14 protein-coding genes are annotated in these 18,490 nt (G+C 64.9%); all 14 read left to right on the top strand.

Annotation, left to right across the window (positions count from 1 at the left end; all coding sequences use genetic code 11):
- The 14 genes from murD to EOD29_RS01785 all read left to right on the top strand — a co-directional run bounded on the left by murD (window position 1) and on the right by EOD29_RS01785 (window position 18,397).
- Window positions 1-1,401 carry a UDP-N-acetylmuramoyl-L-alanine--D-glutamate ligase gene (gene murD, locus EOD29_RS01850; protein ID WP_095783819.1) on the top strand — a complete coding sequence of 467 codons (1,401 nt, stop codon included), beginning with the start codon at window positions 1-3 and terminating at the stop codon, window positions 1,399-1,401.
- Window positions 1,401-2,552: a putative lipid II flippase FtsW gene (gene ftsW / locus EOD29_RS01845; RefSeq protein ID WP_127245800.1), complete on the top strand. Its 1,152-nt coding sequence runs from the start codon at window positions 1,401-1,403 to the stop codon at window positions 2,550-2,552. The genes murD and ftsW overlap by 1 nt, the downstream gene beginning before the upstream one ends.
- Before the next feature lie 6 nt (window positions 2,553-2,558).
- Window positions 2,559-3,683: an undecaprenyldiphospho-muramoylpentapeptide beta-N-acetylglucosaminyltransferase gene (murG, locus tag EOD29_RS01840; protein ID WP_127240108.1), complete on the top strand. Its 1,125-nt coding sequence runs from the start codon at window positions 2,559-2,561 to the stop codon at window positions 3,681-3,683.
- Complete coding sequence (gene murC, locus EOD29_RS01835; protein ID WP_067329048.1) at window positions 3,680-5,086, top strand: UDP-N-acetylmuramate--L-alanine ligase; 1,407 nt, start codon at window positions 3,680-3,682, stop codon at window positions 5,084-5,086. Before murG ends, murC begins: the two co-directional genes overlap by 4 nt.
- A complete protein-coding gene (gene murB / locus EOD29_RS01830) occupies window positions 5,083-6,048 on the top strand; it encodes a UDP-N-acetylmuramate dehydrogenase (protein ID WP_127217036.1) in 966 nt (321 codons plus the stop codon). The genes murC and murB overlap by 4 nt, the downstream gene beginning before the upstream one ends.
- Window positions 6,049-6,359: 311 nt before the next feature.
- A complete protein-coding gene (locus EOD29_RS01825) occupies window positions 6,360-7,286 on the top strand; it encodes a D-alanine--D-alanine ligase (protein ID WP_066990754.1) in 927 nt (308 codons plus the stop codon).
- Entirely contained in the window at window positions 7,274-8,215 is a 942-nt protein-coding gene (locus tag EOD29_RS01820; protein ID WP_095828963.1) for a cell division protein FtsQ/DivIB, read from the top strand. Before EOD29_RS01825 ends, EOD29_RS01820 begins: the two co-directional genes overlap by 13 nt.
- Window positions 8,212-9,519: a cell division protein FtsA gene (ftsA, locus tag EOD29_RS01815; protein ID WP_066990759.1), complete on the top strand. Its 1,308-nt coding sequence runs from the start codon at window positions 8,212-8,214 to the stop codon at window positions 9,517-9,519. The genes EOD29_RS01820 and ftsA overlap by 4 nt, the downstream gene beginning before the upstream one ends.
- Before the next feature lie 67 nt (window positions 9,520-9,586).
- Window positions 9,587-11,242 carry a cell division protein FtsZ gene (gene ftsZ, locus EOD29_RS01810; protein ID WP_067329056.1) on the top strand — a complete coding sequence of 552 codons (1,656 nt, stop codon included), beginning with the start codon at window positions 9,587-9,589 and terminating at the stop codon, window positions 11,240-11,242.
- 422 nt (window positions 11,243-11,664) lie between these two features.
- Entirely contained in the window at window positions 11,665-12,612 is a 948-nt protein-coding gene (lpxC, locus tag EOD29_RS01805) for a UDP-3-O-acyl-N-acetylglucosamine deacetylase (RefSeq protein WP_127245799.1), read from the top strand.
- A 201-nt stretch (window positions 12,613-12,813) separates the two neighbouring features.
- The gene (locus tag EOD29_RS01800) at window positions 12,814-13,683 is read left to right on the top strand and encodes an outer membrane protein assembly factor BamD (protein WP_066990991.1); all 870 of its coding nucleotides are present in this window, start codon (window positions 12,814-12,816) and stop codon (window positions 13,681-13,683) included.
- An 8-nt stretch (window positions 13,684-13,691) separates the two neighbouring features.
- Window positions 13,692-15,365 carry a DNA repair protein RecN gene (gene recN, locus EOD29_RS01795; protein ID WP_095802423.1) on the top strand — a complete coding sequence of 558 codons (1,674 nt, stop codon included), beginning with the start codon at window positions 13,692-13,694 and terminating at the stop codon, window positions 15,363-15,365.
- A 138-nt stretch (window positions 15,366-15,503) separates the two neighbouring features.
- Window positions 15,504-17,711, top strand: coding sequence for an NAD-dependent DNA ligase LigA (gene ligA / locus EOD29_RS01790; protein WP_127245798.1), 2,208 nt, complete (start codon window positions 15,504-15,506; stop codon window positions 17,709-17,711).
- Window positions 17,711-18,397 (top strand): TIGR02453 family protein, encoded by a 687-nt coding sequence (locus EOD29_RS01785; RefSeq protein WP_067329064.1) that lies wholly within the window; start codon window positions 17,711-17,713, stop codon window positions 18,395-18,397. Before ligA ends, EOD29_RS01785 begins: the two co-directional genes overlap by 1 nt.
- The last annotated feature ends 93 nt before the right edge of the window (window positions 18,398-18,490 follow it).

The raw sequence follows: 18,490 nt of genomic DNA, 5'->3' as shown, positions 1-18,490 counted from the left end.
TTGATCGCCGCCGCTTCCTTTGCAGGCAAACGCGTTTCGCTCTTCGGGCTCGGCGGATCGGGGATTGCGACCGCGCATGCGCTGATCGCCGGCGGCGCCGAGATCCTCGCCTGGGACGACAATCCGGACAGCGTCGCCAAGGCGGCAGCCGCCGGGATCGCGACCGGCGACCTGCGCGGCGCCGACTGGTCGCGCTTTGCGGCCTTCGTCCTGTCGCCCGGGGTGCCGCTCACGCATCCGAAGCCGCACTGGACGGTGGAACTGGCGCGCGGCGCCGGCGTCGAGGTGATCGGCGACATCGAGCTGTTCTGCCGCGAGCGCATCCAGCGCGCGCCGGCCGCACCCTTCGTCGCGATCACCGGCACCAACGGCAAGTCGACGACCACGGCGCTGACGGCGCATATCTTGAAGTCGGCCGGACGCGACACCCAGATGGGCGGCAATATCGGCCGCGCCATCATGACGCTCGATCCGCCCGAGGCCGAACGGCACTATGTGGTGGAGTGCTCTTCCTACCAGATCGATCTCGCGCCCTCGATCAATCCGACCGCCGGCATCCTGCTCAATCTGACGCCCGACCATCTCGACCGCCACGGCACCATGGCGCATTACGCCTCGATCAAGGAAAGGCTGGTCGCCGGCAGCGACACCGCGATCATCGGCGTCGACGATTCCTGGTGCGCCCAGATCGCCGACCGGCTGGAGCGGGCAGGCCGGCAAGTGATCCGCATTTCCAAGCGCCTGCCGCTGACCGACGGCTATTTCGCTGACGGCACGAATCTGATGGAAGCCGTGCACGGTCGCTACAGCCGCATCGCATTCCTGGAAGGCATCGGCTCGCTGCGCGGCCAGCATAATGCGCAGAACGCGCTCGCCGCCGTGGCCGCCTGCCTCAGGGTCGGGCTGGAACTCGGCGAGATCCAGGCGGGGCTGGAAAGCTTCCCGGGGCTGGCGCACCGCATGGAGCAGGTGGGCCGCAAGGATCATGTGCTGTTCGTCAACGATTCCAAGGCGACCAATGCCGATGCGGCGGCTCCCGCGCTGTCGAGCTTCAACCGCATCTATTGGATCGCAGGCGGCCTACCCAAGGAAGGAGGGATAGAGCCGCTGCGCGGTTTCTTCCCACGCATCGCCAAGGCCTATCTGATCGGCGAGGCCGCTCCCGCTTTCGCCGCCACGCTCGGCGAGGCGGTGCCTTACGAAATTTCCGGAACGTTGGCGGCCGCGGTCGAGCACGCCGCCCATGACGCCGCGGGCGACACCGGCGGCGAGGCCGTCGTCCTGCTTTCGCCGGCCTGCGCCAGTTTCGACCAGTTCAAGAATTTCGAGGTTCGCGGCGAAGCCTTCAGGCAAGCCGCGACTGCTATTGATGGGGTGAAACCCATCGGAGGGCCACGTTGATGCAAAGCCGTCTCGACAAAAGTCCGGTCGCAACCTGGTGGTGGACGATCGATCGCTGGTTCCTGGCGGCATTCCTGTCGCTGATGGGGCTCGGCATCGTCTTGTCCTTCGCCGCAAGCCCGGCGGTCGCCGAGCGCATCGGTCTCGACAGCTTCCACTTCGCCACAAGACAGATCATCTTCACCATCCCGGCGCTCGTCGTGATGCTCGCGGTTTCCTTCCTGGAAGCGCGACAAATAAGGCGCATGTCGCTGGCGATGATCTGCATCATGCTGGTGCTGATGGTGGCGGTTCTCTATATCGGCGTCGAGGTGAAGGGCGCGCGGCGCTGGGTATCGCTCGCCGGGCTCTCGATCCAGCCGTCCGAGTTCCTGAAGCCGGCCTTTGTCATCATTTGCGCCTGGCTGTTTGCCGAGCACAAGCGCCAGCCAGACATTCCCGGCAATCTGTTCGCCATGCTGCTGCTGGCCTTGGTGATCTCGCTGCTGATCGCGCAGCCGGATCTCGGCCAGACCATGCTGGTGCTGGGCACCTGGGGCGTGATGTTCTTCATGGCCGGCCTGCCGTGGTTCTGGATCGTCACGCTGGGGGCTGCCGGCGTCGGCGGCGTGTTCGCGGCCTATACAGTGTTTCCGCATGTGGCCGCCCGCATTGACAAGTTCCTCACCGGCGAAGGCGACACTTTCCAGGTCGACATGGGCCGCGAGGCGCTGATCAATGGCGGCTGGTTCGGCGTCGGCCCAGGCGAGGGCACGGTGAAGCGGGTCATCCCCGACAGCCACGCCGACTTCGTGTTTTCGGTCGCGGGCGAGGAGTTCGGGCTGATCATGTGCTTCTTCATCATGTCGATTTTCGCTTTCATCGTGCTGCGCGGATTGAGCATCGCGCTCAAGGAGCATGACGACTTCACCCGTTACGCCGTCGGCGGGCTCGTCACCATTTTCGGCCTGCAGTCGGCCATCAACATGTGCGTGAACCTACAGTTGATGCCGGCCAAGGGCATGACGCTGCCCTTCATTTCCTACGGCGGCTCCTCGCAGATCGCGATTGCCGTCTCGATGGGCATGGTGCTGGCGCTGACGCGCAGGCATCCCGAAAAGCGCAAGCAGATTGGCTACGCCTTCTCGCAGCGCGCCATGCCGGCGGAATGAGGCGGGATGTCGAGGGGTGTCATCCTGCTGGCGGCCGGCGGAACGGGCGGACATCTGTTCCCAGCCGAGGCGCTTGCGCATGAGCTGATCGAGCGGGGCTGGGAGGTGCATCTTGCCACCGACCGCCGCGCGGAGCGCTACTCCGGCCACTTTCCCGCCGCCGCGATCCACTCCATCCGCTCGGCGACTTTGGGCTCGAAGAATCCCTTCGCCGTGCTCGCCGCCTTCTGGGCGATCTGGCAAGGCGTGCGGCAAGCGGGGCGTGTCATCGCCAGGATCAAGCCCGACGTCGTCGTCGGCTTCGGCGGCTATCCGACATTGCCGCCGCTCTATGCGGCGACACGGCGCAAGGTGCCGACGCTGATCCATGAGCAGAACGCCGTCATGGGCCGTGCCAACAAGGCGCTGTCGAGCCGGGTCGATGCGATTGCCGGCGGTTTCCTGCCGGAGGGGGAAAGCGCGGCCGGCGCCAAGACGGTGACCACGGGCAATCCTGTGAGGCCGCAGATACTTGAAGCGGCGAAATCGCCTTATGTCGCGTCGGATGCCAGCGAGCCGTTCCGCTTCCTGGTCTTCGGCGGCAGCCAGGGTGCGCAGTTCTTTTCCGATGCTGTGCCGGCGGCGATCGCGCTTTTGCCCGAAGCGCAGCGCAAGCGGCTGGCGATCACCCAGCAAGCGCGCGCGGAAGACGTGGCGCGAGTGAAGACCGCCTATGCCGATCTCGGCGTCGACGCGCAGGTCTCGCCCTTCTTCACCGATATGGCGGCGCGCATGGCGGCCGCACATCTGGTGATGTCGCGGTCCGGTGCCTCGACCGTATCGGAGATCGCGGTCATCGGACGCCCGGCGCTGCTGGTGCCTTACCCGCATGCGCTCGATCACGACCAGGCGGCGAATGCCGCGGCACTTGCCTCCGCCGGTGGGGCCGAGGTCCATCAGCAATCGACGCTCTCGGCCGAGCGGATCGCCGCGCTGGTCGGCGGGCTGATGGAGGATCCCGGCCGGCTGACCGCAATGGCCGCGGCTGCCCGCTCGGCCGGAAAACCCGACGCGGCGCGGTTGCTCGGCGATCTCACAGAGGCTATTGCGTCCGGCAAAACGGTTTCCGACTACAGGAGGACGCGCGCATGAAGATGCCGCAGACGATCGGCCTCGTGCATTTCATCGGCATCGGCGGTATCGGCATGAGCGGCATTGCCGAGGTGCTGCACAATCTCGGCTACAAGGTGCAGGGCTCGGACCAGGCGGACGGCGCCAATGTGCAGCGGCTGCGCGACAAGGGCATCGAATGTTTCGTCGGCCACAAGGCCGAGAACATCGGCGAGGCCGAGGTGGTCGTGGTGTCGACCGCCATCAAGAAATCCAACCCAGAGCTCAAGGCGGCGCGCGAGAAACTGCTGCCGGTCGTGCGCCGCGCCGAGATGCTGGCCGAGCTGATGCGCTTCCGCCAGGCGGTCGCCATCGGCGGCACGCATGGCAAGACGACGACCACCTCCATGGTCGCGACGCTGCTCGAAGCCGGCGGGCTCGACCCGACCGTCATCAATGGCGGCATCATCAACGCGTATGGTACCAATGCCCGCATGGGTGACGGCGAGTGGATGGTGGTCGAGGCCGACGAGAGCGACGGTACCTTCCTCAAGCTGCCGGCCGACATCGCCGTCGTCACCAACATCGACCCCGAGCATCTCGACCACTATGGCAGCTTCGACAAGGTGCGCGAGGCCTTCCGCCAGTTCGTCGAGAACGTTCCGTTCTACGGTTTCGGCGTGATGTGCACCGACCATCCGGAGGTGCAGGCGCTGGTCGGCAGCATCGAGGATCGGCGCGTCATCACCTATGGCGAGAATGCCCAGGCCGACGTGCGCTTCGCCAATCATCGCATGGACGGAGCTACATCCGAGTTCGACGTGGTGATCCGCGACCGCAAGGGACGGGGCACGACGACGATCACAGGTCTGCGACTGCCCATGCCCGGCCGCCATAATGTCTCCAACGCGACGGCGGCGATCGCGGTCGCGCACGAGCTCGGTCTGTCCGCCGAAGCCATCAAGAAAGGCCTGTCATCCTTCGCCGGCGTCAAGCGGCGTTTCACGCACACCGGTTCCTGGAACGGCGTCGAGGTCTTCGACGATTACGGCCACCACCCGGTGGAGATCGCGGCGGTGCTCAAGGCCGCGCGCGGGGCCACAAAGGGCCGCGTCATCGCGATCGCGCAACCGCACCGCTTCACCCGGCTGCACGACCTGTTCAATGAGTTTTCCGTCTGCTTCAACGATGCCGACACGGTCATGGTGGCGCCCGTTTACGCGGCCGGCGAGGAACCGATCGAGGGCGTGACCTCGGACGCGCTGGTGTCGCGCATCCGTGCCGGCGGCCATCGCGACGCGCGCTATATCGAAGGCCCGACGGCGGTCGCGCCGGCCGTCCGCGAACTTGCCAAGCCGGGCGACTTCGTCATCTTCCTTGGCGCCGGCAACATCACGCAATGGGCCTATGCGCTGCCCAAGGAACTCGGTGGGGGCCCCTCATGATGCGCGGCCAGGACCTGATCGACAAGCTCGGCGACAAGCTTGCCGGCCTGCGCGGCCGCGTCACGCCCAATGCCGAGATGGACAAGATCACCTGGTTCCGTGCCGGTGGGCTGGCGGAAGCGCTGTTCCAGCCGGCCGACGAGGAGGACCTCGCGGCCTTCCTGCGCGCGGTGCCGGAGGAAATCCCGATTACGGTCGTCGGCGTCGGCTCAAACCTTCTGGTGCGCGACGGCGGCATCCCCGGTTTTGTGGTGAGGCTCTCCGCCAAGGGCTTCGGCGAGGCCGAAGTCACCGGATCGACCACCATTAAGGCTGGCGCGGCAACGCCGGACAAGCGTCTGGCCGCCGTGGCTTATGAAGCCGGCATCGGCGGGTTCCATTTCTATCACGGCATTCCGGGCGCTGTCGGCGGGGCGCTGAGGATGAACGCTGGCGCCAATGGCGTCGAGACGCGCGAGCGCATGGTCGAGGTGCAGGCGCTCGATCGCGCAGGCAATGTCCATACGCTGAGCAATGCGGATATGGGCTATGCCTACCGCCATTCGTCGGCGCCTGGCGGGTTGATCTTTACCTCCGCCATCTTCGAGGGCATCCCGCAAGACAAGGTTGCGATTAAGGCGGCGATGGATGCCGTGCAGAACCATCGCGAGACGGTGCAGCCGATCCGCGAGAAGACCGGCGGTTCGACCTTCAAGAACCCGGAAGGCTCGTCGGCGTGGAGAGAGATCGACAAGGCCGGCTGCCGCGGGCTGATGATCGGCGGCGCGCAGATGTCTCCCATGCACTGCAACTTCATGATCAACACCGGCACGGCGACCGGCTACGATCTCGAATATCTCGGCGAGACGGTGCGCGCGCGGGTGCTGGAAAATTCGGGCATCCGCCTGCATTGGGAGATCAAGCGGCTGGGCAACTTCCGGCCGGGTCACGCGGTGCAGGAGTTCCTGGGCCAGCTTCTTTAGCTCGCTGCGATGTTCAAGTAGTGCTTGAACTTGCGTCGTCGGCGACGCCGTCAAGCGTTACCGCAAAGACTCAACAACACACTTTTCTCGCCCGTTTTCGCGGAAAGTGAATCTCTCGGAATCATAGGTACTTGCCAGGGAATCAACTCTCTGATTCTCTGCTCTAAAGCGTTTCCTGATTTGAGTCGTTTGACGCGTTACCCGCGTTTTCCGTCTGGGGGGGCAACCTGCCGGAAGACTCGGACTCAATGTGCGGAAATGTTGCGTGCGGAAATATTGGTTGCAGGCCCGGCGTGAAAGGGGAAGGCGGGATGAAGAAGAAGCATGTGGCTGTTCTCCTGGGGGGATTTTCCTCGGAGCGGCCCGTGTCTCTGTCGTCGGGGAAGGCATGTGCGGATGCGCTCGAGAATGAAGGCTATCAGGTCACCCGCGTCGATGTTTCGCGCGATGTCGGGTCTGTGCTTGCCGAGCTCAAGCCCGATGTCGCCTTCAACGCCCTGCATGGCCCGTTCGGCGAGGACGGCACCATCCAGGGAATTCTCGAATATCTCGGAATTCCCTACACCCATTCGGGTGTGCTCGCTTCGGCGCTGGCCATGAACAAGGAGCAGGCCAAGAAGGTCGCCAAGGCGTCCGGCATTCCCGTCGCGGAATCGAAGGTGGTCAACCGCTTCTCCGTCCAGAACAAGCATCCGATGAAGCCGCCTTACGTGGTGAAGCCGGTCAATGAAGGCTCGAGCTTCGGCGTCGTCATCGTGCATGAGGGGCAGTCGCATCCGCCGCAAGTCATCGGCTCGTCCGAATGGAAGTATGGCGAGATCGTCATGGTCGAGCGCTACATCCACGGGCGCGAGTTGACCTGCGCGGTGATGGGTGACGTGGCGCTTGGGGTCTGTGAAATCATCCCGACCGGTCATTCCTTCTACGACTACGATTCAAAGTACGTCCCGGGTGGATCAAAACACGAAACCCCTGCAAAAATTTCACCGAATATTTACCAAAAAATACAGACACTGGCCCTCAAGGCTCATCTTGCTATCGGTTGCCGGGGCGTTTCCCGGTCGGACTTCCGTTACGACGACCGTCACTCCGAAAACGGCGAGGTTGTCTGGCTCGAGATCAACACCCAGCCGGGCATGACGCCGACGTCTCTGGTGCCTGAAATCGCCGCGCAAGCGGGGCATTCGTTCGGCGAATTGTTGAGTTGGATGGTGGAGGACGCTTCGTGTCTGCGTTGAGGTGGGGCCAGGGCAAGGGCCGCGGGACTGGGCCCGCGCTGTTCGGCGTGCCGCTGTCGTTCGACAATTTCGTGTTGCCGCGCCAGCTGCGGCGGCCGGTGCGTTTGCTTGCCCGTCTCTGCGATGGCGAGTACGAGGCGCCGCGCTTCTCGGCTGCGATCCTCTCGGCTGCCTTGTTGGCTTCCGCCGGAGCCTACGGGGCCTATCTCGGCGGCTACGCCGACAGCATCGTGCAGGGCGTGACGGCCCGAACCGGTTTTGCCGTCGACCAGATCAAGGTCGTCGGCAATCGCCAGACTTCCGAGATCGATATCCTGGACCGCCTCGGCCTCGATGGCTGGACGTCGCTGATCGGCTTTGATGCCGAGGCTGCGCGCGAGCGCATCGCGACGTTGCCCTGGGTCGAGGTTGCGGCGGTGCGCAAGATCTATCCTCATACGCTCGAGGTCCGTGTCGAGGAGCGTGAGCCCTTCGCGCTCTGGCAGCAGGGCAATTCGCTTTCGGTCATCGAGCGGTCGGGCGAGGTGATCGCGCCGTTCTCGGGCGGCAAGCAGGCTTTGCTGCCGCTGATCATCGGCACGGGCGCGCCGGCCAAGGCACCGGATTTCCTCGAGAGGATCAAGCGCTATCCCGAGCTGGCGGCGCGGGTCAAAGGCTATATCCGTGTCGGCGAGCGGCGCTGGGATCTCAAGCTGGAGAACGGCATCACCGTGAAGCTGCCGGAAGACGGCGAGGATCAGGCGATCGCTGAGCTCGTCAAGCTTGACCATGATAACGGACTGTTGACGCGCGACATCGCTGCCGTCGACATGCGGTTGTCGGATCGCCTGGTCGTCGAGCTCTCGCCGGAAGCGGCGACGCAGCGCGAAGCCGCGCTCAGCGACAAGCCGAAGACCCTGACGAAACGCAAGCCGGAGACGAAGATATGAGCTGGCTTGGCGGCGGCGGTGATGCCTCTTCGCGCCGGTCGGGCACGCTGACGGTGCTCGATGTCGGCTCGAGCAAGGTCTGCTGCGTGGTGGCGAAGCTGAAGCCGCGCGAGGACGGCAAGCTGTTGCGCGGACGCTCGCATCGCATCCAGGTGATCGGCATCGGCCATCAGAAGTCGCAGGGAGTTAAGTCGGGCGTCGTGGTCGATCTCGACCGCGCCGAGCATGCCATCCGTCTCGCCGTCGACGCCGCCGAGCGCATGGCGGGGCTCACCGTCGATTCCCTTATCGTCAACATGACGGCCGGCCGGCTGAAGAGCGAGGCCTTTTCGGCAACCATCAATCTCGGCGGCCATCAGGTCGAGGAAGCCGACATCAAGCGCGTGCTCGCTGCCGGCGCCAAGCAGGCGCTGCGGGCCGAGCGAGAGGTGGTTCATTCGCTTCCCGTCGGCTTCTCGCTCGATGCCGAGCGCGGCGTGCGGGATCCCCGCGGTATGGTCGGGGAGACGCTGGGCGTCGATATGCATGTGCTGACCGGCGATGCTGCGCCGATGCGCAATCTCGAGCTTTGCATCAACCGCTCGCATCTGTCGGTCGAGCGCATGGTGGCGACGCCGTATGCCAGCGGTCTCGCGGCTTTGGTCGACGACGAGCTCGAAATGGGCGCGGCCTGCATCGATATGGGCGGCGGCACGACCACGATCTCGGTGTTCTCGGAAGGCAAGTTCGTGCATGGCGACGCCATCGCCATCGGCGGCAATCATGTGACGCTCGACATGGCCAAGGGGCTGTCGACTTCGCTCGACGCCGCCGAGCGGCTGAAGGTGATGCATGGCTCTGCGCTGCCGGGCAGTGCGGACGACCGCGACCTGGTTTCCATCCAGCCGATCGGCGAGGAGGGCGAGCTGCCGCTACAGATCCCGCGCTCGGTGATGACGCGGATCATCCGGGCGCGCATCGACGAGACGCTCGAGCTTTTGCGCGACCGGCTGAACAAATCGGGCTACGGCAACGCCGTCGGCAAACGGGTCGTCCTCACCGGCGGCGCCAGCCAACTGGCGGGCCTGCCGGAGGCGGCGCGCCGCATTCTTGGGCGCAACGTGCGCATCGGCCGGCCGCTCGGCGTGGCAGGCCTGCCGGAAGCGGCCAAGGGGCCGGCGTTTTCGACCCCGGTCGGGCTTCTGATCTATCCTCAAATGGCGAGCTTCGAGAGCCATTCGGCGAAAGGACTTTCCGGTTTCAGGATGACCGGAACGGGCGGAAAACTGCATCGCATGAGTCAGTGGTTGAGAGACAGTTTTTAATTTGACGGGGACAGCCCCAAAGGCGGCCGCAGCGGCGAGGCGGCGGGAAAGGCAAAGGACGGAGACTATGACCATCAATCTCAAGAAGCCGGACATCACCGAGCTTAAGCCACGCATCACCGTGTTCGGTGTCGGCGGCGGCGGCGGCAACGCGGTCAACAACATGATCACAGCCGGCTTGCGCGGCGTCGAGTTCGTGGTGGCCAACACCGACGCGCAGGCGCTGACGATGTCGAAGGCTGAGCGGCTGATCCAGCTCGGCGCGCATGTCACGGAAGGCCTCGGCGCCGGCTCGCAGCCGGAAGTCGGCCGCGCGGCGGCGGAAGAGTGCATCGACGAGATCATCGATCATCTGTCCAACACGCATATGTGCTTCGTCACCGCCGGCATGGGCGGCGGCACCGGCACGGGCGCTGCACCTGTCGTTGCCCGCGCGGCGCGCGAAAAGGGCATCCTCACCGTCGGCGTCGTCACCAAGCCGTTCCACTTCGAAGGCCAGCGCCGCATGAAGACGGCCGACATGGGCATCGAGGAACTGCAGAAATGCGTTGATACGCTCATCGTCATCCCCAACCAAAACCTGTTCCGGCTGGCCAACGACAAGACCACCTTCGCCGATGCCTTCGCCATGGCCGACCAGGTGCTCTACTCCGGCGTAGCCTGCATCACCGACCTGATGGTCAAGGAAGGCCTGATCAATCTCGACTTCGCCGACGTCCGCTCGGTGATGCGCGAGATGGGCAAGGCGATGATGGGCACCGGCGAGGCTTCGGGCGAGGGCCGCGCCATGGCCGCCGCCGAGGCGGCGATCGCCAACCCGCTGCTCGACGAGACCTCGATGAAGGGCGCCAAGGGCCTGCTGATCTCGATCACCGGCGGCCGCGACCTCACCCTGTTCGAGGTCGACGAAGCTGCGACCCGGATCCGCGAGGAGGTCGACCAGGACGCCAACATTATCCTCGGCGCCACCTTCGACGAGGAACTGGAAGGCGTGATCCGCGTCTCGGTGGTCGCTACCGGCATCGACAAGTCGGCGGCCGAAATCGCCGCGGCGCCAATCTCCATCCGCGCGCCGCAGAAGCCGGTCGCCCGTCCCGCGGCACCTGTTCAGGAAAGCCGTCCCGCACCGGTTCAGCAGCAGGCCTACGAGCCGCGCGCCGTCGATCCGGTTGCCGAGGCGATCCAGCTTGCAGAGGCGAACGCCGCCGCGATGGCACAGCCGCGCCCCGCGCCGGTCGACGACTTCCGCCCGCAGAGCAAGATCTTCCAGGCTCCGCCGGCCCAGCCTCAGCCGCAGCCGATCGCCCAGCAGCCGGTCATGCAGCCCGCGCCGCAGCGCGAGATGCCGCAGCCTGTGGCTGCAGCGCCGCAGCGCATGCCGCGCGTCGAGGACTTTCCACCGGTTGTGAGGGCCGAGGTGGAGGCCAAGAGCCGCCCTGCGGATCATGAGAACAGCGGACCGATGGGGCTGATCAAGCGGCTGACCAACGGCCTGACCCGCCGCGAGGAAGAGCCGGCCCGGCTGCAGCCGGCGCAGCCGCGCGAGCCGAAACTGCGCCAGGCGGCACCGGAAATGCGCCGCCTTGCCAGCCAGGACCCGCAGCTCTATGCGCCGCGCCGCGGCCAGCTCGACGACCAGGGGCGCCTCACGCCTCAAAGCCGCACGGTGCAGGAAGACGACCAGCTGGAGATCCCGGCGTTCCTGCGTCGCCAGGCGAACTAATCGTTAAAGCGCGCCGCCTATGCGGCGCGCTTTAAGCAATGTTTGATAATGTCGTTCTCCCAAAACCGCTGTGCACTTTCGGGCGGAACATACACTAACGATATATAACAGCTGTTAACAGGCGGGCGAGAGATCGTCTGTCTGTTGCCTTTAAAAGTTATAGAAAAAACAACGCATTACGAGTGTTTTTTCGCTCAGGGCAGCGGTTACACGGGGTAAGAAACCGTGATTTGGAGTCTCCCAGACGGGCCACTATCTTCGCGTCGGACTAAAGTCGGTTTGCCGGGATTCGGGGAGTTGGCCCTGCCTGCCGATACATCAGAGCCGCTGCCTTGCTCATTCGCCGCTTTTGCGCGCAGGCCAGATGATCCGTCGGGCCATAATGCCTAAGGCTGACAAGCGGACACAGGCGGTTTGGGCTTATGGGGTTTGTCTTGCACGACTATCAGACGACAGTTAAGGCGCGCGTGACGCTGACTGGCATCGGCGTCCACAGCGGCAAGCCCGTCACCGTTCATTTCCTGCCCGCCGACGCCGATACCGGCATCGTGTTCCACCTCGCGAATGGCGGCGAGTTCCGCGAGTTCCGCGCGCTGGTCTCCGAGGTCGGCGCCACCGACCTGTGCACCATGCTCGGCGATCCGGTCGGCCAGCATATCGGAACCGTCGAACATCTCATGGCGACGGTGTTCGGACTTGGCATCGACAATCTCATCATCGAGATCGACGGTCCGGAAGTTCCCATTCTCGACGGCAGCGCGGTGGCCTTTGTCGAAGCCTTCGACCAGGCGGGGATCGAGACGCTTTCGGTGAAGCGCCGCTATATCCGCGTGGTCAAGCCGATCCGCGTCGAAGCCGGTGCATCCTGGGCCGAGTTCCGTCCTTATGACGGCACGCGATTCGAGGTCGAGATCGACTTCGAGAGCCCAGCTATCGGCCGCCAGCTCTTCGCCTCCGATATCAACCCCGACATCTTCCGCCGCGACATCGCGCGGGCCCGCACCTTCGGCTTCATGAAGGATGTCGAGCGGCTGTGGGCCGCCGGCTACGCGCTCGGGTCGTCGCTGGAGAACTCGCTGGTCATCGGCGACGACAACCGCGTCATCAATGTCGGCGGACTGCGCTATCCGAACGAATTCGCCCGCCACAAGACGCTCGACGCCATGGGCGACCTGGCGCTTGCCGGTGCGCGCTTCATCGGCTGCTTCCGCTCCTATCGTGGCGGCCATCGGATGAACGCGGCGGCGCTGCGCCGCCTGCTTTCGGACCGTACGGCCTTCGAGATCGTCGAGACGCGGCGCCGCGAGCGCGGCCGGGTCGCCGAAATGATCGCCGTCAGCGGACCGGTCTACGCGCCCTGGGTCATCTGATTTTTGACGATTTTCTGGCTTTGTAGCGAAGCCGGTGTTGCGCAAATGCATCACAAACCCGTGAAATCGAGCGGCTTTGGGGACGGTCCCAAACCGCCACAAAAATGTGCGATTGGCCGGACATAGCGTTGCCGGGCAAGGGGATAATGGTTTATGGCTGCGGCCGGGACCGAAACGACGCCGAAAGGGCGGAATCCAAACATGTTTTTTTCGCGAGTTGGTCAATCGAAGGCGCCGTATCGGGCTGTTTTCCTGGCGTTTTCGTTGGTCGCCCCGTCGCTCATGCTGTCGGCCTGCATGTCCTCCGAAAAGGACGTCAATCTGGCGACCTATGTCGACCACACCGAACCCGCAGACGTTCTCTACAACCAGGGCCTCGCCAATCTGAATGCCGGCCGCCTCGATGAGGCGAGCAAGAAGTTCGACGCCGTCGACCGCCAGCATCCCTACTCGGAATTCGCCCGCAAATCGATGGTGATGGGCGCCTTCGCCGATTATCGCGCCGGCAACTATGACGAGGCGATCGGTTCCGCCAAACGTTACCTGACGCTCTATCCGTCAACCGACGATGCCGCCTATGCGCAGTACATCATCGGCTTGAGCTACTACCGGCAGATCAAGGACGTCACCCAGGACCAGAAGGAAGCGCGCCAGACGGTGCAGACCATGCAGGACCTGGTGACCCGCTGGCCGAATTCCGAGTATGTCGACGACGCCAAGGACAAGATCCGCTTTGCCACCGACCAGCTCGCCGGCAAAGAGATGCAGATCGGCCGCTACTATCTGGAACGCCGCGAATATATCGCCGCCGTCAAGCGCTTCCGCACCGTGGTCGAGAACTACTCCAACACGCGCCACGTCGAGGAGGCGCTCGCGCGACTGACCGAAGCCTACTACGCGATGGGCCTGACGTCGGAAGCGCAGACAGCCGCAGCGGTGCTCGGCCACAACTATCCGGACAGCCAGTGGTACAAGGATTCCTACAAGCTCCTGCAGAGCAACGGGCTTGAACCGCGCGAGAATGCCGGGTCGTGGATCTCCAAGGCCGGGAAGCTGATCACCGGCGCCTGACACTTCTGATGCTGTCCAGACTGTCGATCCGCGATATCGTCCTGATCGAGAAGCTGGACATCGACTTCTTGCCTGGGCTTTCGGTGCTGACCGGCGAGACCGGCGCCGGCAAATCCATCCTGCTCGATGCGCTGTCGCTGGCGCTTGGCGCGCGCGGCGACGCTTCGCTCGTCCGCCATGGCGCGGCGCAGGGCCAGGTCATCGCCGTGTTCGACGTGCCGCGCAACCACCCGGCGCGCGCGCTGCTTGCCGACAACGACATCGAGGATGATGGCGACATCATCCTGCGCCGCGTGCAGACCGCCGACGGCCGCACCCGCGTTTTCGTCAATGATCAGCCGTCCAGCGTGACCCTGATGCGCGACGTCGGCCGCGCGCTGGTCGAGATACACGGCCAGCATGACGAGCGGGCGCTCGTCGATCCCGGCGCCCACCGCGAATTGCTGGATAGTTTCGGCGGCCATCTCGGCGCCGTGCGCGGGACGGGCGAAGCCTGGCGCTATTGGCGGAACTGCGAACAGGAGCTTTCGCGGCACCGCGCCAAGGTCGAGGCGGCGGCGCGCGAGGCCGATTATCTCAGGGCCTCGGTCGCCGAGTTGGCGAAGCTCGATCCGCAGCCGGGCGAAGAGACCGAGCTTGCCGAATTACGCGCCCAGATGATGCGCGCCGAAAAGATCGCGTCCGAGATTCACGATGCGCAGGATGTGCTGTCGGGGCCGTCTTCGCCCCTGCCGCAGCTCGCCAGCCTGCTCAGGCGGCTGCAGCGCAAATCGGGTGAGGTGCCGGGCCTGCTCGACGATGTGGTCAAGTCGCTGGACGAGGCAATGATCTCGCTCGACGCGGCGCAGTCCGGCGTCCAGACAGCACTACGCGCCACCGAATACGATCCGCAGCGCCTGGAAAAGGCCGAAGAGCGGCTGTTCTCGCTGCGCGCGGCCTCACGCAAGCACAATGTCGCGGTCGACGATCTGGCGCAGCTGCGCGACACGATGGCGGCCGACCTTGCCGATCTCGATGCGGGCGAGGAACGCCTGCACGGGCTGCAGAAACAAGCAGCCGCCGCGCGCGAAGCTTACGACATAGCCGCGGCGCAGCTCTCTTCGCTGCGCCATGCGGCGGCGGCGGGCCTCACCAAGGCGGTGATGGCCGAACTGCCGGCCCTCAAGCTCGAGCGGGCGGAGTTCATCGTCGAGATGGTGAGCGATGCCGATGGCCGCATGGAAGAAGGCATCGACCAGGTCGAGTTCTGGGTGCGCACCAATCCGGGCACACGGCCCGGGCCGATGATGAAGGTTGCGTCCGGCGGCGAGCTGTCGCGCTTCCTTCTGGCCCTGAAGGTGGCGCTTGCCGACCGCGGCTCGGCGCCGACCCTGGTCTTCGACGAGATCGACACCGGCGTCGGCGGCGCCGTGGCCGACGCCATCGGTCAGCGGCTGGCGAGGCTGTCGAAGCGGGTGCAGGTGCTTTCGGTCACGCATGCGCCGCAAGTGGCGGCGCGCGCCGCGACGCATTTTCTAATCTCGAAGTCCGGCGGCAAGGACCGTGTCGCAACCGGCGTTGCCGAAATGGATCGCGCGGCGCGCCAGGAAGAGATCGCGCGCATGCTGGCCGGCGCCACCATCACCGATGAAGCGCGCGCCGCCGCTGAGCGGTTGCTGCGCGAGAACACGGCGGCAGCCTAGGCTTCTTGATCCCCGGCTGGAATGCCGAGTCAGCAGGTGGCTGCATCCTGCTGTTCGGCAATGATTTTTGCGCAAGCCGACTCCTCCATACCGAATCCTGATTTATAGTGGCCCGCCACAATTCGAGGACCGCGCTTCATGTCTGAAAAACCAGTCGATTCGCTGAGCGAAAGCGAGGCCGCGGAGGAGCTGAAGCGGCTGGCGGCGGAGATCGCCGAGCACGACCGGCGCTACCACACGGAGGATGCGCCGACGATTTCGGACGCCGAATACGACGCATTGGCGCGGCGCAACCTTGCCATCGAGGGGCGCTTTCCCGATCTCGTTCGCGAGGATTCGCCGTCGCGTCGGGTCGGCGCGCCGCCGGCGGAAGGCTTCACCAAGGTGCGGCATGCTGTGCCGATGCTGAGCCTCGCCAAGGCCTATACCGACCAGGACGTGGCCGATTTCATCGAGCGTGGCCGGCGCTTCTTCGACCGCGACAAGGACCTCGATATCGCCTTCACGGCGGAGCCGAAGATCGACGGGCTGTCGGCATCGCTGCGCTACGAAAACGGCATCTTCGTGCAAGGCGCGACACGCGGCGACGGCGCGGTCGGCGAGGACATCACCGCCAATCTCAAGACCATCGCCGACATCCCGAAGAAGTTGCAGGGCTCTGGCTGGCCGGAGGTCATCGAAATCCGCGGCGAGGTCTACATGACCTACGCGGAGTTCGAGGCGTTGAAGCAGCGCTCGGCAGCTATCGGCGGCCAGGACTATGTCAATCCGCGCAACACGGCGGCCGGGTCGCTGCGCCAGAAGGATCCAGCCGTCACCGCCAGCCGCAATCTGAAATTCTTCGCCTATGCCTGGGGCTACACGACGGCGGATCCCGCTCCGACCCAGTACGATTCCGTGCAGAAGTTCCAGGAATGGGGCTTCAAGATCAGTCCGCTGATGGTGCGGGCAAGGTCGATCGACGACCTCATCGGGCACTACCACCGGATCGAGGAACAGCGTTCTTCGCTGGGTTACGACATCGACGGCGTCGTCTACAAGGTCGACCAGCTCGAGCTGCAGCGCCGCTGGGGTTTTGTGACCGGCGAGCCGCGCTGGGCAGTTGCCCACAAATTCCCGGCCGAACAGGCGATGACGACGGTCGAGAAGATCGACATCCAGGTGGGCCGCACCGGCACGTTGGCGCCGGTGGCGCGGCTGGCGCCGGTGACGGTCGGCGGCGTGGTGGTGGAAAACGTCACGCTGCACAATGAAGATTACATCAAGGGTTTTGACAGCAACGGGCAGCCGATCCGCGACGGCATTGACGTTCGCATCGGCGACACGGTGGTGATCCAGCGGGCAGGGGACGTCATCCCGCAGATCGTCAGGGTCCTCATCGACAAGCGGCTGGCCGATGCGGTGCCGTATGAGTTCCCGCACACCTGCCCGGTCTGCGGCTCGCCGGCGACGCGCGAGATCAACGAGAAGACCGGCAAGGAGGATTCGCGGCGCCGCTGCACCGGCGAGCTGATCTGCGCAGCGCAGGCCGTGGAGGGGCTGCGCCACTTCGTGTCGCGCGGCGCGCTCGATATCGAGGGCCTTGGCGCCGAGAACATCGACCTGTTCTTCAATGCCGGGTTGGTGAAGACCGCCGCCGACATCTTTACGCTGAAGGACCGCCGGCCGGCCGTCACCAAGGCGTTGGCGGAGCGGCGTGAGGAGCAGGCCAGACTGCGCGAGGCCGCATCGGGCAAGACGCGCAAGAATGTGCGCAGCATCGAAGATCGCAACTACGAAGGCCTCGACAAACTGTTCGCAGCCATCGACGCGCGCCGCGAGCCGGAGCTCGACCGCTTCATCTTCGCGCTCGGCATCCGCCATATCGGCGAGACGACGGCGGCGGTGCTTGCCCGCCAGTTCTCGACCATCGAGGAACTGATCCGCGTCGGCAAGGAGACGGCGAAGGCGGAGGATCCGCATGACGTGTTCCCGTCGATCAACGGCATCGGCGACACCGTCATCAACGCCTTGCGCGACTTCTTCGGCAATGAGCGCAATGACGACGTGCTCGATGCGCTGCTGGCGCAAGTCCATCCCAAGCCCTATGTGGTCGAGATCTCGGCCGGCAGCGAGGTATCCGGGAAGACGGTGGTGTTCACCGGCACGCTGGAAAAGATGACGCGCTCCGAGGCCAAGGCGATGGCGGAGCGCCTGGGGGCGAAGGTCGCCGGCTCGGTTTCGGCCAAGACCGATCTGGTGGTGGCGGGTCCGGGCGCCGGCTCCAAGCTCAAGGTTGCGAGCGATCTCGGCATCGAGGTGATCGACGAGGACACCTGGCTGCAGCGCATCGGCAGGGGCGGCTGATGGCCGGAGCGTTCAAGGGTTTTGGCGAGAAGGCCATTCCGTTCCTCAAGGCGCTCGACTTCCACCAGAGCCGCGAATGGTTTCAGGAAAACCGCGGTCTCTACGAGAGTGAGCTGCACGAGCCGTTCTGCGATCTCGTCGAAGCGCTCAGCGAGCGTTTCGCGGCGGCGGGACTTGGCCTGCGCGGCGACCGCAAGAAGTCGCTGTTCCGCATCAATCGCGACGTTCGCTTCTCCAAGGACAAGCGCCCCTATAATCGGCACCTGTCGGCAATCCTGTCGCCAGACGGCACCAAGATGGAGCAGGGCGTGTTCTATGTGCATATCGGCCTCGAGCGCTGCTTTGCCGGCGTCGCCTGGTGGCAGCCCGGACCGGAGTTGCTGCAGGCGATGCGCAAGGCGATCGTGACGAAGCCGGCCGCCTTCCGCGCCATGGTTTCAGCGCTGAAAAAGACTGGGCTGGAGCTGGATAGGGAAGATTGCCTGAAGCGCGCGCCGCGTGGTTTCGAGGACGTCAGCGAAGCCGATCTCGCGCAAGCAGTCCGCAACCGCCATTTCGTGGTGCGGCATAATATTGATCCCGAAACCATCTGCATGGCGGCGTTAGTTGACGATCTCGTCGGCTTCACCTTGCGCGCCAAGCCGCTGCTCGATTGGGGCAGGGCGATCCAGGGCAAGGCTGCCTGAGCCGCTCAAAGCCCGGCAATCAGTTCCGCTGATCGTCGGCTCAAGCGAATTGGTGTGACAAGCGGGGCGACGCTCCCTAAATCAAGCCGCTCA

It is taken from the genome of Mesorhizobium sp. M1A.T.Ca.IN.004.03.1.1 (genome assembly GCF_003997555.1).
Classification (GTDB): domain Bacteria; phylum Pseudomonadota; class Alphaproteobacteria; order Rhizobiales; family Rhizobiaceae; genus Mesorhizobium.
The sequence above is the reverse complement of the archived record's forward strand: the minus strand, read 5'-3'. Positions and strand labels throughout refer to the sequence as shown.